We start from the raw sequence: 17776 nt of genomic DNA, 5'->3' as shown, positions 1-17776 counted from the left end.
CCGTGTGTCAGCCGGTCGAGCTGAGCCAAGGGACCGGGTCCGTGTACTGGCCGTCCAGAAGCACCTCGAAGTGCAGGTGGGGGCCGGTGGACAGGCCGGTGGACCCGACGAGACCGACCGGTGAACCCGCCGTCACCGACTGGCCGACGGTGACCTGGAGAGCGGACAGATGGCTGTACGTGGTCTCCAGCCGCTTGCCCTCGATGGTGCCGTGGTCGATGACCACGCGGAGTCCGTACGCCGTGGTCATGCCCGCGAACTCGACCCGGCCCTCCCGCGCGGCCGACACCTGGGCGCCCTTCGGCGCACCGAAGTCCACCCCGGTGTGCAGTTTGGTGACGCCGGTGAGCGGGTGCTTGCGCGAGCCGAAGGGGGAGGTGATCGTGAGGGTGGTCACCGGCGGGGACAGCAGGGCGGAGGCGTTCTGGCCCCCGGTGTCCTCGGGAGTCCGCCGTACGAGTGCGTCGTACTGCGGACGCCGTCCCTTGACCCCGTCGACGAACGTGAGCGCGCTGCCGGACACGCGGCCCGCCTTCGCCACCGCGTCCGTCCCGACCGCGTACGCGGCGAGGGTCAGGTCCGTGAGGTCGCCGTTGACGGTTCCCTTGGTTCTGAGGCCCGTTACCTTCTTCGCGAGCGAGCAGTCCTGCCGGCCGAGCGCCATGATCGCGTCCACCTGATCGTGCGGTGAGGAGCGGCCGTTGCCGTCGGCGTCCCGGCCCCACCTCCGCCACTGGGCGTCCGTGAAGCGGGCGATGCCCTGTTGCGAGAGGCTCGCGGTGTCGTCGCTCCAACCCGAGAGCTGATCGATCTGGGCGGCGAGCACGGCGGGCGTGACGACCGTGCAGTCGGCGGTCGCCTTGCGCAGCCAAGGGACGTACGAGGCATCGACGTTGCTGATGTCCGTCGATGCCGGATCCGCGCCCTGGGACAGTGCGGGGGAGAGGCCGCCGGTGAGGGCCAGGTAGCCGGACACTCCGACGAGCGCCAGCAGGGCGGGTGCGACGATCAGGAGGAAGGGACCGGGGCCGCGACGGCGCGGACGATCTCCGTTCGGTGGCGGTGGGGTGCTCAACGCCGGCTCGGCAGCTGCCCGTTCGGCGCCATCGCGGACGGCCGGAGGCGTCGGCGGGATGTTCGAGCTCACGCTCGGACGCTAGCGGCTGTCCGACAGGACGTCTCCGGCCGCGAAGACAGGGACGGGGGCAGTGGAATTGCCCCAACGGGCAAGTAGGGTCTCCGCATGGGCGGACGGTTCACGGGGTGGCCCGAGGGGGCCTTCGACGTGCTGCTCCGACTGGAGGGCGAGCCCTCGCAGTCGGTGCGGGAGCAGTGTCGGAAAGAGCGCGAACAACTGGTGCGCCGGCCGATGATCGCGCTGCTCAACGATCTGGCGGACAGGGACACCGCGTACGAGGACTTCTCCGTCTGGCACTACCGGACGAACTCCTGGTGGTGGCAGCACCAAGGAGCCGTGATCCGGCTCGCGCGCCATGTCGAGATCGGGCTGCGCTTCGACCTCGACGGACTGCGGATCCAGGGGGCTTGGTGGTACCCCGTCCCCGAGGAGATCCGCAGGTTCCGGCAGGCGGTGGCCGCCGAGGGCAGCGGTCGTGAACTCCCTGCCATCGTCGAGGAGTTGAGGAAACGGGACTACGACATCACCGGCGACCTCATGAAGCGGGTCCCCCGTGGCTACCCGGCCGACCACCCGCGTGCCGAACTCCTGCGGCACCGCTCGCTGATCGCGGTCCGGCCGCTGGGGTGCGAGGGCTGGCTGCACACCCCGGAGGCGGTGGATGCGGTGGCGGACGCCGTCGGGGACTTGAGCGACATGATGTCCTGGCTCGTTCGGCACGTGAGCGTCTGAACGGAGTCCTCCGTCTCCCGACGTCCTTTCTACGGCCGGTGCTTGCTGAAGTGGGTCACCGGTCGCTCCAGACGTTCGCCGTCCACGGTGATGTCGAGGACCTCGTTGTAGAAGGCGAGCAGCCCTTGGATCGCGCCCACCGCGGGGAGCGGAGCGGCGTAACTCCACACCAGGTTGGGCGGGACGTCCCCTTCGCCGGCCCAGGACCAGTACGCGGCGGTGCCCTTGTAGGGGCAGCCGGTGTGGTGGTCGGTGGGGGTGAACAGCTCGAGGCGGACGTCCTCGCGCGGGATGTAGTAGCGGGTCGGCAGCCCGGTCTCGAAGAGGAGCACCGGGCGGTGCGTGTCCGCGACGACCGTGCCGTCGATCTCGACCTGGACGTGCCGGCTGCTCGGGATGGCGTCCACCCGCTTGTGCGGGTCGCGCGGGTGGATGAAGATCTCCTCTTCCTCCTCGTACCAGTGGTCGAGGCCCTTGCCGGTACGCCGGAACCACTCGAAGGCGATGTGGTCGGCGAGGTCGGCGGCGGGGAACGTCCAGGCGGCGTTCTCCAGCAGCTCGCCGTCGACCTCGAGGTCGTAGAAGATCTGCGAGCCGGTGTGCGTGCCGGTCGGCGGGTTCTTCGCGGGGCGGAGCAGGTCCTCGCGCACCTCCGCGCGAGGGAATGCGTACAGCGGCACGGGGACACCCGGCTCCCAGACGAGGACGGGATGGCGGCTGTCGACGACGGTCACCTTGTCCTTTCGGCCGCGTACCCAGCGATCACTGGGTTCCCACAGGAGGCCTTCCGGGGTGCTGTGGAGAGACTCGGCGGTGGTGAGTGCGGTCATGTCCGTTCTCCTTCTCCCTCGGGTTCTCTCCAGTCGATGATGACAGGCATGACTCTGTCGACAGCGTTCACGAAACTGTTCGGTGTACGGCACCCGATCGCGTCGGCGCCCATGGGCGGGTCGGCCGGCGGGGCGTTGTCCGCCGCCGTCTCGCGCGGTGGCGGGTTGGGCCTGGTCGGCGCAGGGGGCGGTGAACGGGATTGGCTGGCACGGGAGTTGCCGGTCGTGGCCGGGGGCGGGCAGCCGTGGGGAGTCGGGTTCCTGTGCTGGGCGGCCGATGTCGGCGCGGTGGAACAGGCCCTGGAGTACGGCCCCGACGCCGTGGTGCTCTCCTTCGGTGACCCGAGCCCCTTCGTCAGGAGTGTCCGGGCCACCGGTGCGGCGCTGATCGTGCAGGTCACCGATCTGGAGGAGGCCCGCCGGGCGCTCGATCTGGGGGCCGACGTCATTGTGGCGCAGGGCACGGAGAGCGGTGGGCACGGGGCGCGGCACGGGCGGGCGACGCTGCCGTTCGTGCCGGTCGTGGTGGATCTGGCGGGAGCGGTGCCGGTGCTGGCGGCCGGGGGGATCGCCGACGGCCGTGGCGTGGCCGCCGCTCTCGCGCTGGGGGCCGCGGGCGCGCTCATCGGCACCAGGTTCCAGGCCACGGCCGAGGCCCTGGTCGAGCCCGCGACCGCCCGGGCGATCGTGGCGGGGCGCGGGGAGGACACGGAACGCAACCGTGTGCTCGACATCGCCAGGTCGTCGCCCTGGCCGGACCGGTACACGGCTCGTACGCTCGGCCATCCCTACCTCGACCGCTGGCGGGGCAGGGAGGCGGAACTCGCCGCCGACCCCCGAGCCCGTGACGCCTATCAGGCCGGCGTCGCCCGGGGCGACCTGCCGCCACTGCCGGTGTGGGCCGGCGAGGCCGTCGACCTCGTCAACGACCTGCCGCCCGCGGCGGAACTCGTCGCCACGCTCGCCGCCCAGGCCGAGGACGCCCTCGCGCGAGCGACCGAGGGGCTCCGGCCCCGGTGACCCCGTCGCGGCGCCCGCCCCCTCCAACACGCCCTGCGTCCCGCTAACTTGATCCGCATGGCAAGCCAGATCATCACTCTCGTCGGCGTCCTGCTGGGCGCTCTCACCTCGTACTTCGCCACGAGCGTGGCGGAGCGGGCCAAGTTCCGGCAGACGATGGCCACACGGTGGGACGAGCGCAAACTCGACACCTACATCGACTACATCTCCTGTGTGAAGGAGGCGGCCCGAGCGGCCCGGCAGGCGGTCGAGGCGCACGGACGGGACGAGGACAACGCCGCACCACTGGCGGCGATGGAGGCCGCGGAGGCGCGACGCTCCGTCCTGTTCGAGGGACTGATGCTGCTGGGTGACGACGCGGCTTCGCGGGCCGCGATGACGGTCAACGAGCGCCTGTGGGCGGTCATTTGGTTCGCGCGGGTCCCGGCCGGCAGTGCGCCCACCTACTCCCCGGCCGGCGGCGTGCCCGCCGACTACAAGGAATTGAGCGCGTCGCTCATCGAGGCCCTAAACTCCCTGCACAAGGCGGCCCGTACGGACCTGGCGATAGGAACTCCCTAGAAGGCAGGGGCCCTTCAGCCTTCACCCCGCCCCGCCAGATCCAGCGCGATGTCCGTGATCATGTCCTCCTGGCCGCCGACCATCCCACGCCGGCCCACCTCCACCAGCACCGAGCGGGTGTCGAGGCCGTAGCGGGCCGCGGCCGTCTCGGCGTGCCGCAGGAAGCTGGAGTACACGCCGGCGTAGCCGAGGGTGAGGGTCTCGCGGTCCACCCGCACGTCGCGGTCCTGTAGCGGCCGTACGACGTCGTCGGCCGCGTCCATGAGCGGGAACAGGTCGCAGCCGTGGTCCCAGCCCATCAGGTCCGCGACCGCGACGAACGCCTCCAGGGGGCAGTTGCCGGCCCCCGCGCCTTGGCCGGCGAGGGACGCGTCGACGCGGGTGGCGCCCTCCTCGGCGGCGACGACCGAGTTGGCCACGCCGAGGGCGAGGTTGTGATGGGCGTGGATGCCGGTCTCGGTCGCCGGGTCCAACACGTCGCGGTAGGCGCGGAACCGGTCGCGCACGCCGTCCATGGTGAGCCGGCCGCCGGAGTCGGTGACGTAGACGCAGTGGGCGCCGTAGGACTCCATCAGCTTGGCCTGGCGGGCCAGTTCGGCCGGCTCCGCCATGTGGGACATCATCAGGAAACCGGCGACGTCCATGTCCAACTCCCGCGCGGCGGAGATGTGTTGGGCCGAGATGTCGGCCTCGGTGCAGTGGGTGGCGATCCGTACCGAGCGGATGCCGAGCGAGTGGGCCTGCTTGAGGTCGTGCACGGTGCCGATGCCCGGGAGGAGCAGGGTGGTCGGCACGGCCTGGTGCGTGGCGCCGACCACCGCCTCGATCCACTCCCAGTCGGTGTGCGCGCCCACCCCGTAGGTGACGCTGGACCCGGACAGGCCGTCCCCGTGGGCGATTTCGATCGCGCCGACGCCGGCCGCGTCCAGGGCGGCGGCGATGGTGCGGGCCTGCTCGACGGTGTAGCGGTGGCGGACGGCGTGCATGCCGTCCCGCAGGGTCACGTCCTGCACGTACAGCCTGGTCACTTGGCCGCCTCCGGGGTGTGGTGCGTCGCCACGCGCTCCGCGGTACGCAGCGCCGCGGACGTCATGATGTCGAGATTGCCGGCGTAGGACGGCAGGTAGTGGGCGGCTCCCTCCACCTCCAGGAAGACCGAGACCCGGGCCGCCGGGCCGCGGGTGGCGGCGGGCAGCAGTCCGCGCAGCGGATCGTCGTCGGCGACCCGGTCGAACTGCACCTTCTGCTTGAGCCGGTAGCCCGGCACGTACGCCTGCACCCGGCCGACCATCTCCTCCACCGACGCCGTCACCGCGGCCTCGTCGCACTCGCCGACCAGGCAGAACACCGTGTCCCGCATGATCAGCGGCGGCTCGGCGGGATTGAGCACGATGATCGCCTTGCCACGGGCCGCGCCGCCCACCTTCTCGATGGCCGACGCGGTCGTCTCGGTGAACTCGTCGATGTTGGCGCGCGTTCCGGGGCCCGCCGAGCGGGAGGAGATGGAGGCCACGATCTCGCCGTAGTGGACCGGCGTGACCGCGCGCACGGCGGCGACGATCGGGATCGTGGCCTGGCCGCCGCAGGTGACCATGTTGACGTTCGTGGCGTCCAGGTGTTCGTCCAGGTTGACGGACGGCACGACGTACGGTCCGATCGCGGCCGGCGTCAGGTCCACCACCCGGCGTCCGAGGTCCCGCAGCACCCGGTCGTTGTGGTGGTGGGCGCCCGCCGAGGTGGCGTCGAAGACGATCCCGATCTCGTCGAACTCGTCCAGCCGCACCAGGCCGTCGACACCCTCGTGCGTGGTGGCGACCCCGAAGCGGCGGGCCCGGGCCAGACCGTCGGAGTCCGGGTCGATGCCGACCATGGCGCCCATCTCCAGGACGTCCGAGGTGCGCAGGACCTTGATCATGAGATCGGTGCCGATGTTGCCGGAGCCGATGACGGCGACCTTGGTACGGGCCGAAGTACCTTCGTTCGTACGGGACTTAGGGAGGGCGTCGGTCATCGCCGGTCTCCTTCGGTGGACGTCTCCGTCGGTTCTTCCGACGCCTCTTCCTCCGCCGCGAACGTCACCCGCACCGATCCCAACCCGGAGATCCGCGCCTCGAAGGTGTCGCCCGGGTCGACGGCCACCATCGGACCGAGCGCCCCGGTGAGCACGATGTCGCCGGCCCGCAGCGGATCGCCCGCCGCCGCGAGGGTCGACGCGAGCCAGACGGCCGCGTTGAGGGGACCGCCGAGGCAGTCGGCGCCGGTGCCCGCGGAGACCTGCTCGCCCGCGCGGCTCATCGTCATCCGTACCCCGCGCGTGTCGAGCGCGGTCAGCGGCACCGGGCTGGTGCCGAGGACGAAGAGGCCGGAGGAGGCGTTGTCGGCGACCGTGTCGACGAGGCTGATGTCCCAGTCGGCGATCCGGCTGTCGACGATCTCCAGCGCGGGCAGCGCGAAGTCGACGGCACGCAGCACGTCGGCCACCGTGATCCCGGTGTCCGGCAGATCGGCGCCCAGCACGAGCGCGACCTCCGCCTCGATCTTGGGCTGGAGCAGCCGCCCGGCGGGCACCGTGCCCCCGTCGGGGACGGCCATGTCGGCCAGCAGCGCGCCGAAGTCCGGCTGGTCGACGCCGAGTTGGCGCTGGACGGCGGGGGAGGTGAGGCCGATCTTGCGGCCGACGACGCGGGTGCCCCGCTGCTCCAGGGACCGCGCCACGTTGAGGCGCTGCACGTCGTAGGCGGCCGTGATGTCGCCGTCGGGCAGCAGGGACCGTACCGGCGGACAGGGCACCGCGGTACGGGCCGCCTCGACCAGGGCGTCGGCGGCCTTGACCACCGCGGCGGACGGCCGGTCGGCGCTGGGGGGTGTCGGCATACGACCACTCCAAGGGACGAGGGACGAGAAACAAAGGACGAGAAACAAAGGACGAGGGATGAGGACGTACGGCGGGCGCACGAGGGTCTGATGACGTCCGGTATAGACGTGGCTGTGCCACACCGGCAATCATTGTTCCGTGACACGGAACACCGACCAGGGCAACATGCTCGCCAAAGCCGCGGTCATCCTGGACTGCTACCGCCCGGACGGCGGCTCGTACCGTCTGACGGAACTCGCCGAGCGCACCGGCTTCAGCAAGACCACCACGCACCGGCTGGCCGCCGACCTCGTACGGCTCGGGTTCCTGGAGCGGTCCGGCGCGGTCTACCGGCTCGGCGGCAAGCTCTTCGAACTCGGCACGCTCGTGCCCCGCCGCCACGGCCTGCGCGAGACGGCACTGCCCTTCGTCCAGGACCTCTACGAGGCCACGCACGAGACCGTCCACCTCGGTGTCCGCGACGACCACGACGTGGTCTACCTGGAGCGCGTCCACGGTCACGACCCGCTGCCCCTTCCGTCCCGGGTCGGCGGCAGACTGCCCCTGACCTGCACCGGCGTGGGCAAGGCGCTGCTCGCCTTCTCCGGCCCCGAACTCACGGAGCGGATCCTCGCCGAGCCGCTGCCGCGCCTGACCCCGCACTCGGTGACCGACCCGGTACGGCTGCGTACGGCCGTCGAACAGGCACAGGTCTCGGGCCTCGCCTACGAGGAGCAGGAGGCCGCCCTGGGCGTGTGCTGCATCGCCGCCCCGGTCTTCGACGGCGGCGGTACGGCCGTCGCCGCACTCTCGGTCGCCGTGCCGCGAGCCCGCTTCAGCCCCGCCCAGCTCGCCCCGGCAGTACGCACCGCGGCCCTCGGGCTGTCCCGGGCGCTGCGCCAGGCGAGCTGAGCCGGGATCGCGCCCCTGAGGGTCGCCTCAATCGGATATACGCGCCTCTATCGGGACAGTCGCCGGGAGCGCCATCATTCGGACATGACGACTCTCGACGACGCGAGCGCATTCGGTGCCGGATCCGCCCTGCCGGCCCTGCCGGAGGACTGGGAACGATGTCTGGCCGTAGCCGCACATCCGGACGACATCGAGTACGGGACGGCGTCCGCCGTGGCCCGGTGGACGGCCCAGGGGAAACAGGTCACCTATCTGCTCGCCACCCGCGGCGAGGCGGGCATCGACGGACTGCACCCGGACCAGGCAGGACCGCTGCGGGAAGCCGAGGAACGGGCCGGGGCACGCGAGGTCGGCGTGGAGACGGTGGAGTTCCTCGACCACACCGACGGGATCATCGAGTACGGCCCCGCACTGCGCCGTGACATCGTGCGCGCGATCCGCCGCCACCGGCCGGAGGTCGTGGTGTCAGGGGCGTTCGACGTCCGCATGATCGGCGGGATGACCAACCAGGCCGACCACCGCGTGGTCGGACTCGCCGCGCTGGACGCGACCCGGGACGCCGGCAACCGCTGGATCTTCCCGGAACTCGCCGAGGAGGGCCTGGAACCCTGGGGCGGAGTCCGCCTCGTCTGCTTCGCCGGTACCGGCCGGCCCAGCCACGGCGTGGACATCACCGGCGAGCCCTTGGAGCGCGGGATCGCCTCGCTTGCGGCACACGCCGAGTACACCAAGGGGCTCGGCGCGCACGGCTTCGAGCCGCGCCCGTTCCTGACCTGGGCGGCCGGCATGGCGGGCCCGGCGCTCGGTGTGGCGGCGGCGGTCCTCTTCGACGTGCATCAACTCGCCTTCGAAGGACCGCCGCCCTGGGAGCAGTGACGCGGCGGGGTGCGAGGGAGCGACCTGCGGGGTCCGGCCGTCAGCCCTGCGTCTCGCCGATGTTGACCATCCACGGGATGCCGAACTTGTCGGTACACATACCGAACACGTCACCCCACATCTGCTTGTCCAGCGGCACGATCACCGTGCCGTCGGCCGACAGCTTCTCCCACCAGCCGCGCAGGTCCTTCTCGTCGTCGCCGCTCAGGCTCACCGAGAAGTTGCCGCCCGGGGTGTACTGCATCTCGGGCGGGGTGTCCGCGCCCATGAGAGTGAAGCCGCTCGGCGTCTCCAGCATGCCGTGCATGATCTTGTCGGCGTGGGACGCGTCGGGCCGGCCGAACTCCCCGAAGGTGTTGAGCGCGAGGGTGCCGCCGAACACCTCCTGGTAGAACTCCAGCGCCTGACGGGCATCGCCGTCGAAGCTGATGTAGGGGTTGAGTCGTGACGTCATGAGAGCCTCCTGTACAGGGGCAGAGGTCAGATGTCGGCACAGTAACGCGGGGCACTGACAACGGCCCGCCGGCCGGTCCCGCGAGCCCTGTGGCACGCCCGTCGACGCCGCTCCACCGCTGGTCGAAAACTGTCTCTGTGATTGGCATGGACCTGGCTGAATGACGCCGCTAAGCTCTGCCGCGCACGCTTGAGAGCGCTCTCACGCACCCGCTGTTCCACCCCCACCTTGTTGGAACGACGAAGGGCAACTCCCTTGAGATCTCCCTTGAGACGCAGGCGACTCATGCACGCCGGTCTGGCCGCCCTGCTGATGCTCGGCGGCTGGACCGCCGCGGGCACCCTCCCCGCGGCGGCGAACGACTCCGCCGCGTCCCCCACCGAACAACCCGCCTCGGCCGGACTGCTGTCCGCCATGCAACGGGACTTCGGCCTGACCGAGTCCCAGGCGAAGGCCCGACTCAAGGCCGAGGCGACCGCCACGGACATCGCCCCGAAGGCCCGCAAGGCGGCCGGAGCGACCTACGGCGGCTCCTGGTTCGACGCGAAGACCAACCGGCTCACCGTCGCCGTCACCGCGAAGGCCTCCGCCACCACCCGCCAGGCCGTCCGTGCCACCGGCGCCACGATCCGTACCGTCCGGCACAGCGCAAGAGAACTCGACGCGGCCAAGGCGCGCATCGACCGGCTGAACGCCCCGGCCGGCGTGAGCAGTTGGCACGTCGACCCGGCCGCCGGCGCGGTCGTCGTCGAAGTCGTCCGCGGCGACCGAGCTGACAACGATGTCCGGCGCTTCCTGTCCCAGGCCCGCCAGGCGGGTCCGGTCACCGTCGAGACGGTCTCCTCGGCGCCGGGCACCTTCGCGGCCGGCACGGTCGGCGGCGACCCGTACTACACGGGCAACGTCCGCTGCTCCATAGGCTTTTCGGTGTACGGCGGCTTCGTCACCGCCGGGCACTGCGGCCAGCCCTCGGCCGCCGTCTACGGCTGGGACCGCTCCTACGTCGGCACCTTCCAGGGTTCCTCGTTCCCGGACAACGACTACGCCTGGGTCAGCGTGGGCAGCGGCTGGTGGACGGTTCCCGTGGTCCTCGGCTGGGGCACCGTCTCCGACCAACTGGTGCGTGGCTCGGCCGTGGCGCCCGTCGGCTCCTCCATCTGCCGCTCGGGCTCGACCACCCACTGGCACTGCGGCAACGTCCTGGCCCTGAACGAGACCGTCAACTACAGCCAGGGCGCGGTGCGTCAGCTCACCAAGACGAGCGTCTGCGCCGAACCGGGCGACTCCGGCGGGTCGTTCATCAGCGGCGACCAGGCACAAGGCGTCACCTCCGGCGGCTGGGGCAACTGCAGCAGCGGCGGCGAGACCTGGTTCCAGCCCGTCAACGAGATCCTCAACCGGTACGGCCTGACCCTGCACACGGCCTGACCCCGCACACGCCCTGACCGCACTCCTGGCTCAGGGGGCCTTCGCCGGCCGGTGACGGCGAAGGCCCCGGTGCGGTTCGGGTGTGGGGGCGATCATTTCCCGAACACGGTCGCGAGGGCGGAACCGACCAGCTCGTAGCCGACGGGCACCCCGTACGTCACCGCCCCCACGACCGCGATCGCGCCCAGACAGCGCACGGGCCATCGACCGCCCACCACTTGAGGGAAACGACCCAGCAGGCCCGGCACGGGCACCGCCTCCCGTATCGAGATCGCCGAGGCGAGCAGGGCCACGGTCACAAGCGTCCCCCAACCCACCACGGACTCAGACCCGACCTTTTCGAGACCCACCACCGGCTCGTCACGTACCGAGATCGTGGAGCCGACCTTGACGTTCGCCAGGATGGCCGCGTCCGGGTCCAGCAACCGGCCGCCGGGGGAGCGGAGTTCGCCGCCGCACTCCGTGGACGCCTTCGGCTCGTGCGTCGCCCAGCACGACTCCACGTGCAGGCGCCCGGGGGTACCGACCAGTCCGACCGCTCCGAGGAGACTCCACCCAGCGAATACGCCCACGTACAGGAGGGCGAAGAGGCATGCCGCGGCTGTCGCGGCGTGGGTGACCGCCCTGAGCCGTCGCCACGGACGGGATGCGGCGGCTTCTTGTGCCGCCTTCCGCTGCGCTTCCTGATGCTGCTCTGCCCTCAACGCCCACATCTGTTGGTTCCTGGCCCTGCGCCGGGATGCCTTCGACGCCATCCTCGTGTCTCCCCTCCGTCACTTCAGGGCGTCGGCATGCCCGCAGGCCGGGCCGGACGGCCCAGCCGCACCGGGACGCCGGGGGAGTACAGCACGCTGACCGGAGGCTCGGTGGGGGCGGGGAGGCCGGCCGCCGTGACGAGATCCTGGTCGCAGGTGAGGAGTTCCGCGCGGTACAGGGGCCAGCGCGGGTGGTCGTTCGGGAGGAACGCCAGGGCGTCGGGGCCGCCGAAGAAGGCGTTGTGCATGCCCCAGCGGGCGGTGAGGAAGTGCTCCAACTCCGTTGGTTCCCCGATGGGTTCACCCGTCCGTACGGTGATACGGCTGTGCGCGCCGCGTGGGCCCGGCCAGCGGCGGGAGCTGCGGTAGGTGACGGTGTCGCCGTCCGTGCGGACGGTCATCCGGGACCACAGGTACGGCAGCCGGAAGCCGAGGCGGCCCATCACCACCGGGATCAGCCGCGAGGCGTCCATCGAGCGGAACACGACACCCCGCCGCCCGTGCGCGTCCACCGAGTAGAGCCGCACATTGGTCTCCGGGAAGGTCCCGAGGTACGGCACCCCGGGCAGCCGCAGCCAGCCCACCCGGTCCATCCGGAAGGCGACGAGCCCGACGAAGGTGACCCCGTCGTGCGTGTCCGGGACGGTACCGGGCGGCAACAGCGGTGCCACGACGTCCGGTTGGACGGCCCAGTGGATGAACGTGAGGTCGAGCCACTGCTGGGTGAGGAGCGGGGCGCGTATGAGGGCGGGCGCGTCGGGCGTGACGGGGGCGGGGTTCGGCACGAGGGTCAGGATGGCAGAGGGAGGAGTCGGGTCATAGCGTGGTGGGTGCCCCGGAAGGGTCCGTGACGGTCGAGGTGATGGTGACGCGATGTGCTGGAGTGCGACGGCCGATCTCTGGGCGGGTACCGCCATCGCCTCCGTCGGCGCGGTCTGCGTGGCGCGGACCCGTCGTCGCCGGGACGTGCCCCTCGCCGCGCTGCCCCTGCTGCTCGGCGCCCACCAGCTGGTCGAGGCCCAGGTCTGGCACAACGGCGGGGGCACGGGACCGGCCACCGTCGCCTGGGCCGTCATCGCCCTGCCGCTGCTCGCGGTGTTCGTCCCGGTCGCCGTGCTCTGCGCCGCGCCCCCGCGCGCCAGGCCCCGGCTGATGGCTCCACTGGTGGCCGGAGTCCTGACCGCCGCCGTGCTGGCCTACAGCCTGGCCACCCGTTCCGTGCGCGCCGACATCCGCGGCCACACCGTCGGCTACGCCATCGGCCTTGACCACGGGCGCCTGCTCATCGCGGGCTACCTGCTCGCCACCGTCGGCGCGCTGCTGCTCGCCGGTGACCGCTGGCTGGTGGGGTTCGGTGTGCTGGCCGGCGTGGGGGCGGTGATCTGCTCGGCGCTGTGGCGGACGGAGTTCGTCTCGACCTGGTGCGCGCTCGCGGCGGTGTGCTCCCTGGTGCTGCTCGGCTGGGCCGGACGCCGCCCGGCCCGTCACCCGGCCGGTGTCGGAATCTGATCCCCGACCGGTCGCCCGACCGTCACCTGTGCGCATGATGGGCTCGAAACGAGTTCCTATGACCGGAGGAACAGATGGACATCGGGATCGGCCTTCCGAACACGGTTCCCGGCACCGAACCACAGAATTTGCTCGACTGGGCACGGCAGGCGGAGGAGGCGGGCTTCAGCACGCTCGGCACCATCGGCCGGCTGGTGTACCAGGGCTACGAGGAGCTGATCGCCCTCACCGCGGCCGCCGCCGTCACCAGCAGGATCCGGCTGACGACCAGCGTGCTGCTCGCGCCGCTGTACGAGAACGCCGCGCTGCTGGCGAAGCAGGCCGCGTCACTCGAACGCATCTCCGGCGGGCGCTTCGTCCTGGGCGTGGGGCTCGGCGGGCGCGACGACGACTTCGCCGCGAGCGGGCTGTCCACCAAGGGGCGCGGGAAGCGCTTCGAGGAACAGATCGACGACATGAAGCGCATCTGGGCGGGCGAGGAGCGCGGATTCGCCGGCGGGATCGGACCGGCGACCGTGCGGAAGGGCGGTCCCGAGCTGATCCTCGGCGGCTCTACCGACGTGAGTTTCCGACGGGTGGCCGAGCTGGCCGACGGCTGGATCATGGGCGGCGGCACGCCGGACATGTTCGCGCAGGCCGCGGTCGGTGTGGACACCGCCTGGCAGGAGGCCGGACGTTCCGGCAAGCCCCGCAAGCTGTCCCTGGCCTATTTCGGGCTCGGCCCGAACGCCCGCGCCCAGGCGGACGGATACCTGCTGGACTACTACGGCTTCCTCGGTGACGTCGCCGCACAGGTCGCCGGGAGCGCGGCGGTGAGCCCCGAGATGGTCAAGTCGTACGTCGCCGCGTTCGAGGCGGCCGGCTGCGACGAGCTCATCTTCGTCCCGACCGGTTCGGGTCTGGAGCAGATCGAACTGCTCGCCGAGGCGATCGCCTGACGTTCGGGGCTGCCGTTCGGATCAGTCCGGCGGAGCCGCCGTGCTCCGCCGGACCAGCAGCCGGGCCGGCACCAGATCCGTGCCGGGGCGTGGCTCGCCGCCGGTGCGGATCTGCTGGAGCACCTTGCGCACACACCGTCGGCCCACCTCGGCGAAGTCCTGGTGGACGGTGGTGAGCGGCGGCACGAAGTACGCGGCGTCCGGGATGTCGTCGAACCCGACCACACTGACGTCCTCCGGCACGGACCGCCCGCGCTCGTGGAAGGCGCGCAGCAGTCCCAGCGCCATCTGGTCGTTGGACGAGAACACCGCCGTGCAGTCGGCCTGTTCGGCAAGCGCGAGACCCGCCGCGTACCCCGACTCGGCCGACCAGTCACCGTGCAACGGCGGCGGCACCGGACGCCCCGCCTCCTCAAGTGCCGCTCGCCAGGCCTCGGTCCGGCGCTGCGCGGAGAAGGACGTCTCCGGCCCGGTCAGATGCCATACGGTGCGGTGGCCCAGGTCGAGCAGGTGCTGCACGGCGGTACGGGCGCCCTCGCTCTGGTCGGTGTCGACCACGCTGTAGCGGTCGCCGGCGTCCGAGTCGACGACCACGACGTGGACCCCGGGCGGGAGTTGGAAGGATCCGGTGCCGGTGTCGAGAAGATGGATCTCCATGATGACGATCACGGCGTCGACGGCCAGCTCGCCCATGCGCGTGAAGGCCCCCAGGACGTTGTCCTGCGTCGGGACGTCGATCGGGATCAGCGTGATCGCGTACCCCTCGGCCGCCGCGTGCGTGGCGATCGCCTCGACGGTTCTGCTGTTGCCCGTGGAGGAGAGGCTGAACAGGATCACGCCGATGGTGTTGAACTGGCCGTAACGCAGCGCGCGCGCCGCGCTGTTGGGCCGGTAGCCCAGCTCCCGCATCGCGGCGAGGACCTGCTCCCGGGTCGAACCGACCACCCCGGCCTGGCCGTTGGAGACCCGCGAAACCGTCTGCGACGAGACACCCGCGAGCCGGGCCACGTCGGCCATGGACACGCGCTGCTTGCGCCGCCCGCCGGGCACACCCGAACCACCCCGCTCCACCACGGCTGCCTCCTTCGACCGATGCCCGAACTCCCTGCGCGCACCGGATGTTACGTGTGGGAAACCTTGACGGTCGCCAGGGCGGATGTCACGATTCCGGCGCCTCCGAGTTTACGTAAACATCGCTGCGGCGATCCGGACTCCGCCTCCTCCCAAGCCACTCCCGCCGCCTCTTGCCGCACAGCATGTTTACGTAAACATCCGGTCCTCCTGAAAGGGCACGTCGATGCGCAAGACCCCTGCCACGAGCCGCCGCACCCCCCGGCTGCGCGCCGCCTTCGTGGCGCTGGCGATCACCGCGATCAGCGGGGCGACCCTCACGGGCACCCCCGCCTCCGCCACCGCGCCGAGCACCGGCACGACCCAGTTCAAGGGCGTGAACTGGGCCGACCCGCGCGACAACTTCGCCGACGACCTCCTCCAGCTGTCCGGTCTCTCCACCACCGACGGCTACGCGAAGACGTACGCCAAGGCGAGCCGGATCATCGCGGCCTTCCGCGCGAACCTCGGCGCCAACACCGTGCGGCTGCCGATCAACCCGTACACCGTCAACGGCGCCTACTGGAAGTCGTATCGCGCGGTCGTCGACGCGGCCTCGGCCCAGGGCTTCAAGGTGATCGTGTCCTACTGGGAGGGCACCGGCGCGCAGAAGGACGGGTTCATCGACGACGAGGCCACGTACTGGCCGATGTGGAACACCGTGGTCAAGGCCTACAAGCACAACCCGTTGGTCTACTTCGAGCCGATGAACGAGCCGCACGGCTACACCGACACCGAGTGGGCCGACATCGCCGCGAAGTGGCTGGCCACCTACCCCTCGGTGCCCCGCAACCGCGTCTTCGTCAGCGGCGCCGGCTACAACGACCACGTCACCTCGGTCTGCGCCGACCCGCGCCTGAAGGGGACGTACCTGTCCCTGCACCACTACGGCTTCTGGAAGAGCTACGCCACCTACGACGAGTGGGTGGCCGACCTCAAGGTGCGCATCGGCGACTGTGCGGGGCGTACGGTCGCCGACGAGTTCGGAGCGCCGATGACCACGGGCCTCGACTACAACAAGGCGACTCCGGACGACAACTTCGTCAACTTCATCCAGGCCGTGACGGACACCTTCCGCGAGCTGAAGATGGGTTCGGTGTACTGGCCCGGGCTGCGCACGGACGACACCTACTCCATCCAGACCCTCACCGGACCGGTCGCCCGCCCCTGGCTGGCCACCACCAACCAGTCCGGCGCCGACCGCCTCGCCTGGGCCTGGGGCCGGGGCAAGCCGGTCAAGCCCTGACACCTCGGTTCACACGGCCGGCCGCGGTGCGCCCGCCCGCGGCCGACCGTTCGGCGTCGGCTCAGGCCGCCGCCGGGCGGACCAGCCCCGACTCGTAGGCGAAGACCACCGCCTGCACGCGGGCCCGGGCGCCGATCTTGGCGAGGATGTGGCTGACGTGGGACTTCACGGTGGTCGGAGCGATGGAGAGGCGTTCGGCGATCTCGGCGTTGGACCAGCCTGAGGCGACGCCGGAGAGGATCACGCGCTCGCGCCCGGTGAGCGTGTCGAGGCCCACCTCGCGGGTGGCGCGGGCGGGTTGCCCCTCGCGGACCGCGTCGATGAGGGCGCGGGTCAGATCAGGCGTGATGACGGCGTCCCCGGCGGCCACGATCCGGACGGCCGCGATCAGTTCCTCGGCCGTGGCGTCGGGCTGGAGGAATCCGCCGGCGCCGGCGCGCAGGGCCGCGTAGGGATAGGCCTCGCTGTCGGCTGGCGTCAGGACCAGCACGCGCGGCCGGCGCTCGCCGACCGCGCCGGATCGGGTGATACGGCGGATGGCGTCGACGCCGATCGTGTGGGAGAAGCGGTCGTCCACCAGGACCACGTCGGGGTGGAGTGCGGCACTCTCGCGGATCGCCTCGTCCGCGCTGGTCGCCTCGCCGACGACGGTCAGATCGGGCTCGGCGGCCAGCAGCATGCGCAGGCCGAGTCGCTGCAGTGAGGGTGCGTTGACGATGAGTACGGAGGTCATGGCGGGGCCCTTCGTGAACGAAACGGTATCGTTCCCCTAGGGCTTCAGCGTAGCCCCGCACCTATCGAAACGCTAGCGTTTTTCTTCTGTGGTTTCGATCACGCTGCGCCAGGGCTGAACGTCCGCCGGGACACACCCGTACCTCCTGTCGAGCCAACACTGAGCAGGAGGCCCTTTGTTCCAGCAGCGAGCGCGAATCGACGTCGATCGCGTCCCGTCCCCGGCCCGCCGGCCACGGGCCGTCGCTCTCGTCGGCGGCCTGGCCCTGCTGCCCCTGGCCGTGGCGTGCAGTGGCGGCGAGGACGACCGCGCGGAGACGAGGACCGGCAAGATCGCGGTGACCGCCGCGCCCGAGGCAGGGGTCGTGGCACCGGCCAAGGTCGAGGTGATCGCCGGGCTGATCGGCTGCAAGCCCAAGATCCGGGTCGAAGCGGACGAGCTGCGGCAGGGCGTGTGCCACACCAAGGCGGCCGACCAGGTCATCACCACGTTCCCCGAGGAGAAGTACAAGCTCGCCTGGCTCGACGCCGCCAGCGGCTACGGCGGACAGCACCTCGTCGGCTCCCGCTGGGTGGTGAGCGCGAAGCCGGCCAAGCTGAAGGAGTTCCGCACCAAACTGGGCGGCGAGATCCAGCAGTTGCGCGGCATCGGCCCGGCCGCCCCGAGCGCGTCCTGACGGT

The 17776-nt window shown here is 71.2% G+C and carries 20 protein-coding genes; 10 read left to right on the top strand and 10 right to left on the bottom strand.

The window, feature by feature from the left end; all coding sequences use genetic code 11:
- Nucleotides 1-7: 7 nt before the first annotated feature.
- Nucleotides 8-1147, bottom strand: a complete 1140-nt coding sequence (locus ACWD5F_RS04455) for a M23 family metallopeptidase (RefSeq protein ID WP_451250928.1) — start codon at nt 1145-1147, stop codon at nt 8-10.
- Between the two features lie 96 nt (nt 1148-1243).
- Between ACWD5F_RS04455 and ACWD5F_RS04450 the strand changes: the two genes are divergently transcribed.
- Entirely contained in the window at nt 1244-1870 is a 627-nt protein-coding gene (locus tag ACWD5F_RS04450) for a DUF2461 family protein (protein WP_451250926.1), read from the top strand.
- 29 nt (nt 1871-1899) lie between these two features.
- On the opposite strand, the gene ACWD5F_RS04445 is transcribed toward ACWD5F_RS04450, so the two are convergent.
- Nucleotides 1900-2700, bottom strand: a complete 801-nt coding sequence (locus tag ACWD5F_RS04445; protein ID WP_401728459.1) for a DUF427 domain-containing protein — start codon at nt 2698-2700, stop codon at nt 1900-1902.
- Between the two features lie 48 nt (nt 2701-2748).
- Between ACWD5F_RS04445 and ACWD5F_RS04440 the strand changes: the two genes are divergently transcribed.
- Together ACWD5F_RS04440 and ACWD5F_RS04435 are read left to right on the top strand one after the other, a co-directional pair.
- Nucleotides 2749-3720, top strand: a complete 972-nt coding sequence (locus tag ACWD5F_RS04440) for an NAD(P)H-dependent flavin oxidoreductase (protein ID WP_451250924.1) — start codon at nt 2749-2751, stop codon at nt 3718-3720.
- 57 nt (nt 3721-3777) lie between these two features.
- Nucleotides 3778-4281, top strand: a complete 504-nt coding sequence (locus ACWD5F_RS04435; RefSeq protein WP_451250923.1) for a hypothetical protein — start codon at nt 3778-3780, stop codon at nt 4279-4281.
- Between the two features lie 14 nt (nt 4282-4295).
- On the opposite strand, the gene dmpG is transcribed toward ACWD5F_RS04435, so the two are convergent.
- Genes dmpG through ACWD5F_RS04420 form a run of 3 tightly spaced genes read right to left on the bottom strand, consistent with a single transcriptional unit; the run spans nt 4296 to nt 7155 of the window.
- Nucleotides 4296-5309 (bottom strand): 4-hydroxy-2-oxovalerate aldolase, encoded by a 1014-nt coding sequence (gene dmpG, locus ACWD5F_RS04430; RefSeq protein ID WP_451250921.1) that lies wholly within the window; start codon nt 5307-5309, stop codon nt 4296-4298.
- Entirely contained in the window at nt 5306-6292 is a 987-nt protein-coding gene (locus ACWD5F_RS04425; protein WP_451250919.1) for an acetaldehyde dehydrogenase (acetylating), read from the bottom strand. The genes dmpG and ACWD5F_RS04425 overlap by 4 nt, the downstream gene beginning before the upstream one ends.
- Nucleotides 6289-7155: a 2-keto-4-pentenoate hydratase gene (locus ACWD5F_RS04420; protein WP_451250917.1), complete on the bottom strand. Its 867-nt coding sequence runs from the start codon at nt 7153-7155 to the stop codon at nt 6289-6291. The genes ACWD5F_RS04425 and ACWD5F_RS04420 overlap by 4 nt, the downstream gene beginning before the upstream one ends.
- Before the next feature lie 166 nt (nt 7156-7321).
- On the opposite strand from ACWD5F_RS04420, the gene ACWD5F_RS04415 reads away from it, so the two are divergent.
- Both ACWD5F_RS04415 and ACWD5F_RS04410 read left to right on the top strand, forming a co-directional pair.
- Entirely contained in the window at nt 7322-8047 is a 726-nt protein-coding gene (locus tag ACWD5F_RS04415; protein ID WP_451251045.1) for an IclR family transcriptional regulator, read from the top strand.
- 84 nt (nt 8048-8131) lie between these two features.
- Nucleotides 8132-8923, top strand: coding sequence for a PIG-L deacetylase family protein (locus ACWD5F_RS04410; RefSeq protein WP_401728470.1), 792 nt, complete (start codon nt 8132-8134; stop codon nt 8921-8923).
- A 40-nt stretch (nt 8924-8963) separates the two neighbouring features.
- On the opposite strand, the gene ACWD5F_RS04405 is transcribed toward ACWD5F_RS04410, so the two are convergent.
- Nucleotides 8964-9377: a VOC family protein gene (locus ACWD5F_RS04405; RefSeq protein ID WP_451250915.1), complete on the bottom strand. Its 414-nt coding sequence runs from the start codon at nt 9375-9377 to the stop codon at nt 8964-8966.
- A gap of 267 nt (nt 9378-9644) precedes the next feature.
- Here ACWD5F_RS04405 and ACWD5F_RS04400 point away from each other — a divergent pair, with 267 nt between their 5' ends.
- Nucleotides 9645-10805, top strand: a complete 1161-nt coding sequence (locus ACWD5F_RS04400) for a S1 family peptidase (RefSeq protein WP_451250913.1) — start codon at nt 9645-9647, stop codon at nt 10803-10805.
- 92 nt (nt 10806-10897) lie between these two features.
- Here ACWD5F_RS04400 and ACWD5F_RS04395 read toward each other — a convergent pair whose 3' ends face one another.
- Nucleotides 10898-11377, bottom strand: coding sequence for a hypothetical protein (locus ACWD5F_RS04395; RefSeq protein ID WP_451250911.1), 480 nt, complete (start codon nt 11375-11377; stop codon nt 10898-10900).
- A gap of 206 nt (nt 11378-11583) precedes the next feature.
- Nucleotides 11584-12345, bottom strand: a complete 762-nt coding sequence (locus ACWD5F_RS04390; protein ID WP_451250909.1) for a YqjF family protein — start codon at nt 12343-12345, stop codon at nt 11584-11586.
- 88 nt (nt 12346-12433) lie between these two features.
- Here ACWD5F_RS04390 and ACWD5F_RS04385 point away from each other — a divergent pair, with 88 nt between their 5' ends.
- Together ACWD5F_RS04385 and ACWD5F_RS04380 are read left to right on the top strand one after the other, a co-directional pair.
- The gene (locus tag ACWD5F_RS04385; protein ID WP_451250907.1) at nt 12434-13069 is read left to right on the top strand and encodes a DUF6629 family protein; all 636 of its coding nucleotides are present in this window, start codon (nt 12434-12436) and stop codon (nt 13067-13069) included.
- Between the two features lie 74 nt (nt 13070-13143).
- Nucleotides 13144-14007 (top strand): LLM class flavin-dependent oxidoreductase, encoded by an 864-nt coding sequence (locus ACWD5F_RS04380; protein WP_451250906.1) that lies wholly within the window; start codon nt 13144-13146, stop codon nt 14005-14007.
- Between the two features lie 21 nt (nt 14008-14028).
- Here ACWD5F_RS04380 and ACWD5F_RS04375 read toward each other — a convergent pair whose 3' ends face one another.
- Nucleotides 14029-15081: a LacI family DNA-binding transcriptional regulator gene (locus ACWD5F_RS04375; protein WP_451250904.1), complete on the bottom strand. Its 1053-nt coding sequence runs from the start codon at nt 15079-15081 to the stop codon at nt 14029-14031.
- A gap of 223 nt (nt 15082-15304) precedes the next feature.
- Here ACWD5F_RS04375 and ACWD5F_RS04370 point away from each other — a divergent pair, with 223 nt between their 5' ends.
- Complete coding sequence (locus ACWD5F_RS04370; RefSeq protein WP_451250902.1) at nt 15305-16363, top strand: glycoside hydrolase family 5 protein; 1059 nt, start codon at nt 15305-15307, stop codon at nt 16361-16363.
- Nucleotides 16364-16424: 61 nt separating this feature from the next.
- On the opposite strand, the gene ACWD5F_RS04365 is transcribed toward ACWD5F_RS04370, so the two are convergent.
- Nucleotides 16425-17096 carry a LuxR C-terminal-related transcriptional regulator gene (locus tag ACWD5F_RS04365; RefSeq protein ID WP_401728482.1) on the bottom strand — a complete coding sequence of 224 codons (672 nt, stop codon included), beginning with the start codon at nt 17094-17096 and terminating at the stop codon, nt 16425-16427.
- 175 nt (nt 17097-17271) lie between these two features.
- Here ACWD5F_RS04365 and ACWD5F_RS04360 point away from each other — a divergent pair, with 175 nt between their 5' ends.
- Nucleotides 17272-17772, top strand: a complete 501-nt coding sequence (locus ACWD5F_RS04360) for a hypothetical protein (RefSeq protein WP_451250900.1) — start codon at nt 17272-17274, stop codon at nt 17770-17772.
- Nucleotides 17773-17776: the final 4 nt, after the last annotated feature.

Source organism: Streptomyces sp. NPDC002499 (genome assembly GCF_053595415.1).
Note: the sequence above shows the minus strand (reverse complement) of the source record. Positions and strands in the feature narration are given on the sequence as shown.

Excerpts from the sequence above, each read along its gene's own strand:
- ACWD5F_RS04450 (WP_451250926.1), top strand. The coding sequence starts at position 1,244 with ATGGGCGGACGGTTCACGGGGTGGCCCGAGGGGGCCTTCGACGTGCTG.
- ACWD5F_RS04445 (WP_401728459.1), bottom strand. The coding sequence starts at position 2,700 with ATGACCGCACTCACCACCGCCGAGTCTCTCCACAGCACCCCGGAAGGC.
- ACWD5F_RS04440 (WP_451250924.1), top strand. The coding sequence starts at position 2,749 with ATGACTCTGTCGACAGCGTTCACGAAACTGTTCGGTGTACGGCACCCG.
- ACWD5F_RS04435 (WP_451250923.1), top strand. The coding sequence starts at position 3,778 with ATGGCAAGCCAGATCATCACTCTCGTCGGCGTCCTGCTGGGCGCTCTC.
- ACWD5F_RS04425 (WP_451250919.1), bottom strand. The coding sequence starts at position 6,292 with ATGACCGACGCCCTCCCTAAGTCCCGTACGAACGAAGGTACTTCGGCC.
- ACWD5F_RS04420 (WP_451250917.1), bottom strand. The coding sequence starts at position 7,155 with ATGCCGACACCCCCCAGCGCCGACCGGCCGTCCGCCGCGGTGGTCAAG.
- ACWD5F_RS04415 (WP_451251045.1), top strand. The coding sequence starts at position 7,322 with ATGCTCGCCAAAGCCGCGGTCATCCTGGACTGCTACCGCCCGGACGGC.
- ACWD5F_RS04410 (WP_401728470.1), top strand. The coding sequence starts at position 8,132 with ATGACGACTCTCGACGACGCGAGCGCATTCGGTGCCGGATCCGCCCTG.
- ACWD5F_RS04405 (WP_451250915.1), bottom strand. The coding sequence starts at position 9,377 with ATGACGTCACGACTCAACCCCTACATCAGCTTCGACGGCGATGCCCGT.
- ACWD5F_RS04385 (WP_451250907.1), top strand. The coding sequence starts at position 12,434 with ATGTGCTGGAGTGCGACGGCCGATCTCTGGGCGGGTACCGCCATCGCC.
- ACWD5F_RS04380 (WP_451250906.1), top strand. The coding sequence starts at position 13,144 with ATGGACATCGGGATCGGCCTTCCGAACACGGTTCCCGGCACCGAACCA.
- ACWD5F_RS04370 (WP_451250902.1), top strand. The coding sequence starts at position 15,305 with ATGCGCAAGACCCCTGCCACGAGCCGCCGCACCCCCCGGCTGCGCGCC.
- ACWD5F_RS04365 (WP_401728482.1), bottom strand. The coding sequence starts at position 17,096 with ATGACCTCCGTACTCATCGTCAACGCACCCTCACTGCAGCGACTCGGC.